This window comes from Neisseria flavescens (assembly GCF_001618065.1).
Taxonomy (GTDB): Bacteria; Pseudomonadota; Gammaproteobacteria; order Burkholderiales; family Neisseriaceae; genus Neisseria; species Neisseria flavescens_A.
Genome location: NZ_LAEI01000032.1, coordinates 1 through 4,486, shown reverse-complemented (window position 1 = coordinate 4,486; position 4,486 = coordinate 1). Strand labels below are relative to the sequence as shown.

At 40.0% G+C, this 4,486-nt stretch carries 5 protein-coding genes; 4 read left to right on the top strand and 1 reads right to left on the bottom strand.

Annotation, left to right across the window (positions count from 1 at the left end; genetic code table 11):
• The 3 genes from TW89_RS11995 to TW89_RS04485 form a co-directional block, all read left to right on the top strand.
• Nucleotides 1–455 (top strand): DUF2345 domain-containing protein (locus tag TW89_RS11995; RefSeq protein ID WP_283114504.1); only part of this gene is annotated, 455 nt, incomplete at its 5' end.
• Nucleotides 456–463: 8 nt separating this feature from the next.
• Nucleotides 464–1,705 carry a hypothetical protein gene (locus tag TW89_RS04490; protein WP_128580672.1) on the top strand — a complete coding sequence of 414 codons (1,242 nt, stop codon included), beginning with the start codon at nt 464–466 and terminating at the stop codon, nt 1,703–1,705.
• 21 nt (nt 1,706–1,726) lie between these two features.
• The gene (locus TW89_RS04485; protein ID WP_128580671.1) at nt 1,727–2,086 is read left to right on the top strand and encodes a hypothetical protein; all 360 of its coding nucleotides are present in this window, start codon (nt 1,727–1,729) and stop codon (nt 2,084–2,086) included.
• 475 nt (nt 2,087–2,561) lie between these two features.
• On the opposite strand, the gene TW89_RS04480 is transcribed toward TW89_RS04485, so the two are convergent.
• Complete coding sequence (locus tag TW89_RS04480) at nt 2,562–3,209, bottom strand: IS1595 family transposase (protein ID WP_128580670.1); 648 nt, start codon at nt 3,207–3,209, stop codon at nt 2,562–2,564.
• A 280-nt stretch (nt 3,210–3,489) separates the two neighbouring features.
• On the opposite strand from TW89_RS04480, the gene TW89_RS04475 reads away from it, so the two are divergent.
• Nucleotides 3,490–4,486: T6SS immunity protein Tli4 family protein (locus TW89_RS04475; RefSeq protein ID WP_283114503.1), on the top strand; the 997-nt coding region annotated here is incomplete at its 3' end.

The window sequence follows — 4,486 nt, the reverse complement described above, 5'->3', positions numbered from 1 at the left end:
TGCAGGCACAGAATGACGAGTTGCAGCTGAATGCACTGAAGGACGCAACGTTAACCAGCAGCGCGGGGAAAATCACCATAGCGGCGAAGGAAGAGATTCTGATTACCTGCAAAGGGGCGTATATCAAACTGAGCAACGGGGAGGTTGAGATTGGGAGTCCGAAGGTGGTGCGGGTGAGGGCGCCGTTGGTGGTGAATGGGGCGAATAGCTATACATCAATGAAGCTGCCTTTGTTTGAAGCAAGTAAACGATACGCCTTACGTTTCCAAATGTTGGATGACGACCAAAATCCCTATGCGCATACCGAATATGTGGCTTATCTGAAGGATGCCCAAATTCATAAGGGTAAAACTGATGAAAATGGCTATACGGAAGTATTCTACTCACTAGAACCTGAAAGAATCAAAGTACAAATGCTTTATTCAAATAGCTTAAATATTGATGATATAAATTAAGGAAAAATATGAAACTCTTCCACTTGGGCTGTAAGGTTGACACCAATATACCTATTTCAGAATTGAAATATAAAATCCAAATATATGACACAGTAAAGAAAAAATATATGCCATATTTAAACTCATTACAGCCTGTGCTTTCTTCAAAAGAGGTGTATGTTGCGTTTAATTTCCCTATTGATTTATCTGAGGAGCAGGCTGCAAAATATAAAGTATTTATTTATCTTTACCGTAAATATCAAGCTTCTTCTCCTGCCTTAGTAGATTATAGTACTCAAGTTTTGGGATATTTTTACAAGGCAGATAACTATAAAAAATTAAAGCCGCTCAAAGCAATGCAGAGTAGCGGAGATACTTCTGGAAAGCAACCTGGGAGTTCTCCACCAACAGACATATTGAATATTAGTCGTAAGCAGATTTTTGTAACGCCCGAATATCATGCAGGACACCAGAAAGACCCTTTTAGAAAGGATAAAATTGAGCAGGAATTTAAAGCTAGGATTAAGGCAGGGAAAAACGGTCAGGGTTTAGGTTATCCAAACCAAAAACGATCTTCCTTATGCGGACCGGCCGCTTACTTTTATTGTCTCTTGAAGGAACGCCCCGATCTTTATCAGAAAGCTGTCAAGCAATTGTGGGAAACGGGAAAGGTAAAAATTTATAAGTTAGAAATTGATGCAAAAGCTGCGACTAAACCACAAAATTTTTTTGATGAGCAAGGTAACCAAAGAATATCTGGATTAGACTGGATAACTTTAGGTAGTTTACGTAATTCAGAAAACCTAATTTGGGATTATGACAACCTAACCAAGGGAGGTGCAGCTATGACAACACCTGGTGATATGGAAAGGTGGTTACGAAACTCGGGGGCAAAAAATGTGCAGAACTTTATCACAATTAGTGGTAACAATTTGGAACAATTGGCGAAAATTAACAAATATGCTAAACAAGGTTATCGTGTGCTACAACTAGTAAGTTCACCGAATATTTTTGGTGGTGCTACAACAAAAAGCTACAAATCGCACTGGATAGTATGGGAAAGTCCGTTGGTGAACCAACGTACAGGGTTAAGTATTGATGAAAACAGTAACCCGACAGACTTAGTGGATTTAAAGCTATTTACCTGGGGCTGGGTAGGAAAGCTAACACAATATAGAAACGGTCAATATACCAGAGCAATTAGTTTGGAAAAATTTCTAGATGCTAGTTTTGGAGCAATCGTTTTTAAAGATTGGTGGAAAGTTAGCTAATTTACGAGGATTTTTAGTATTATGAGGAAAATATTTATTTTTTCGGCAGTAATAGCGTTAATAGCGTTATCCGGTTGTTTTGCCGGTAAACATAAAGTTCAGATATTACCGGATGCAGAATTAAATAAGCCATATTTCATAGAATTTAATGTGGCCAATCAAGCTACTTATCCCGATAATTTCGTGGTAAAAATGGATCCTCTGAATTCGGGGTTGACTGTAAAGCCCATCGATGAGTGGTATGATACGGTTCATATTTCTGGAACTCCAAAGGTGAAGCAGGATATTATGATTGAAATATCATATTTAATAAGAGGACCCGTAGGTTTTTTTGAAGATCCGGAACAGAAGAAATTTTATCGAATAAAAGTTAAAGAATGAGTAAAGTAATCTGAGGGTTTAGTTTAGATGGCTTTTCTCTAAGAAAGGATTGCTCATATTTCAAGGTATTGTATTTTACTTTGAAAAACAATTTGTTATTTAGATGATAGGCGTAGATTGAATTGAAAATCTAATTTTTTAAAGGTCGTCTGAAAGTTTTCAGACGACCTTTTGCTAATGATGGTTATCCTGAACATCGCGAGAAACTCAGAAACCGGACGCAGATGATTTAAATAATTTATTTAAAGGACTAAAATAACCAATCAAATCAAATTTTACCCAAATAAAGACCATCAGGGATTATTTGATAAGGATTTTTTTAAATCTGCTATTTTGAAAATTTATAACTTCTGCAAGAGTAGTATAGAAGAAAGTAAGGATGACTCAACTATTCCTTCTCTTTCAATCAATGCTGTGTATCTCGCAACAGCAGGGATGGAAACACTTTTTTGTAAGGGGCTGTGCTAGATTAGCCCTAAATTTCACACCACTCCCGCAGGATTTTAAGCTGCCGGGAGGGTGTGCCGAAGTTAAACCGAAATTCGCATTCTTTCAAGAACAGCGGGAAGGATTTGCGATCGATTCCATTGTATTTGCGTAAGACGCGTTTTGCCTGATTCCAAAAATTCTCAATACCGTTAATGTGGTTCTGACGGTCTGCAAATTCCTTGGAATGGTTGATGCGGTAATGAATAAAACCGCTCACATCCAACTTGTCGTAACTGCTCAGACTATCGGTATAAACAATACTGTCCGGCATAATTTTCCGTTTGATAACAGGCATCAGAGTATCGGACTTGGCATTATTTACGACAACGATATAGACCCGTCCGTTGCGTTTCAGAATGCCGAAGACAACCACTTTTCCTGCCGCGCCGCAACTGCCTTTACGCCGTCCGCCGAAACAGCTTTCGTCCAGCTCGACAGAACCCTCAAAAACCTCATCGGCAACCAAGGCCAGATAATGGCTGATAACTATACGAATTTTACGGTAGAACAATGCTGCCGAATTGGGATGGATACCCAAAATATCGGCGGCAGAACGGGCGGTAACTTCCAGCACAAAAAAACTGAGCAGTTCTTTCTGTACTTTTTTCTTTAATTTGCAGTGCGTTATCTTCATATTTCGAGGGTAACATATCTGCTAATCTAGTACAGCCCCTTATTCTTAGGTATACAGGCAATATCCTTTATGTCCAACTTCAAAAAATCTTCCTACTATAACTGTTGTCACTTTATCACTCATTATGGGCGTAATGGAATAGGGCAGGGTAAAGATTTCAATTTCTCCTCATACTGCCTTTCAGACGGCCTTCTTCCCATTGTTCCCTTTCCCTTTACCATCGGCACGATCACAGATACCATATCTTTGTCATACTATTCCATTTGATGAGAAGGTGCTCATGATGAAACCGAAGACCATTGTATTGCTGACAGTTTCTCTGCTTACTGCATGTACTACCCCTGCCGTTTCCCCACTTACAGAACAAAATCTCTCTGCAACGACTGCTTCTTCATCTATCGATACCACCTACTGGACCGAACAACCCTATTGCAGCGGCCGCTATCAATTGCGTTTGCCGTCCAAGCGTCGTCACGGCAGTACACACCTTGATTACAATGGCTGGAGCGTGATGGTTATGTTTAACGACTGGAAGAGAAACGTTAGTACCATCAATGAGAATAAGCAATATGGTCGAGATGGAACCGATATTGTTGTTGATACCCGTACTCTAATTCCAGGGCAAGCGATGATGCAGGTAACGCGTAGTGATTTTGATTGGGATGGTAGATATGTTAAGAAACATGGTATGCCCTACGAAGCCTATTTATATTTCAAACTAGATAATAATGACGCTTATATCGTACGCAGTTTTTTCTATATCCCTGCTGAAAACGGCAAAGCTCCTGCTAACTGGAAAGCCAAAGAGAAAGAATTGATAGATGGCATGGAGAAAAAATTCCGCCAAGATTTCCTGAATAACTTACGTGTACGGCAAGAATTTGAAGTGCCGAATCAGCATGGTATCTGCCTGATAGGCGGTTTTATTGCGGATGACGGTAAAAAGCAGTTTACAGCGCATACTACTGTTGAATTTGCCAAGCAACATGATATGAGTCTGGAAATCATGCATGGCGACGAGCTTAAGAAAAGTGAATCGACGCTGCTGCAACGGGATATTGCTCCGAAAAAAAGCGCATTGGCAAAAATCTTTAAAATCACAGGCTACCGCACTATTCGTCAAGGATCGCGTACCATTAACGGCATGTCAGGTACGGAAAAACTGATCAAATGGGACGGCAATAAATATATGTTGATTTGGGAACGAGACGGTGGCAATCCGCGCATCATGATGCAGTTTGGTACCGAGAAGAAAGACGGAACGAAGCGTAGCGAAG

Excerpts from the sequence above, each read along its gene's own strand:
- TW89_RS04490 (WP_128580672.1), top strand. The coding sequence starts at position 464 with ATGAAACTCTTCCACTTGGGCTGTAAGGTTGACACCAATATACCTATT.
- TW89_RS04485 (WP_128580671.1), top strand. The coding sequence starts at position 1,727 with ATGAGGAAAATATTTATTTTTTCGGCAGTAATAGCGTTAATAGCGTTA.
- TW89_RS04480 (WP_128580670.1), bottom strand. The coding sequence starts at position 3,209 with ATGAAGATAACGCACTGCAAATTAAAGAAAAAAGTACAGAAAGAACTG.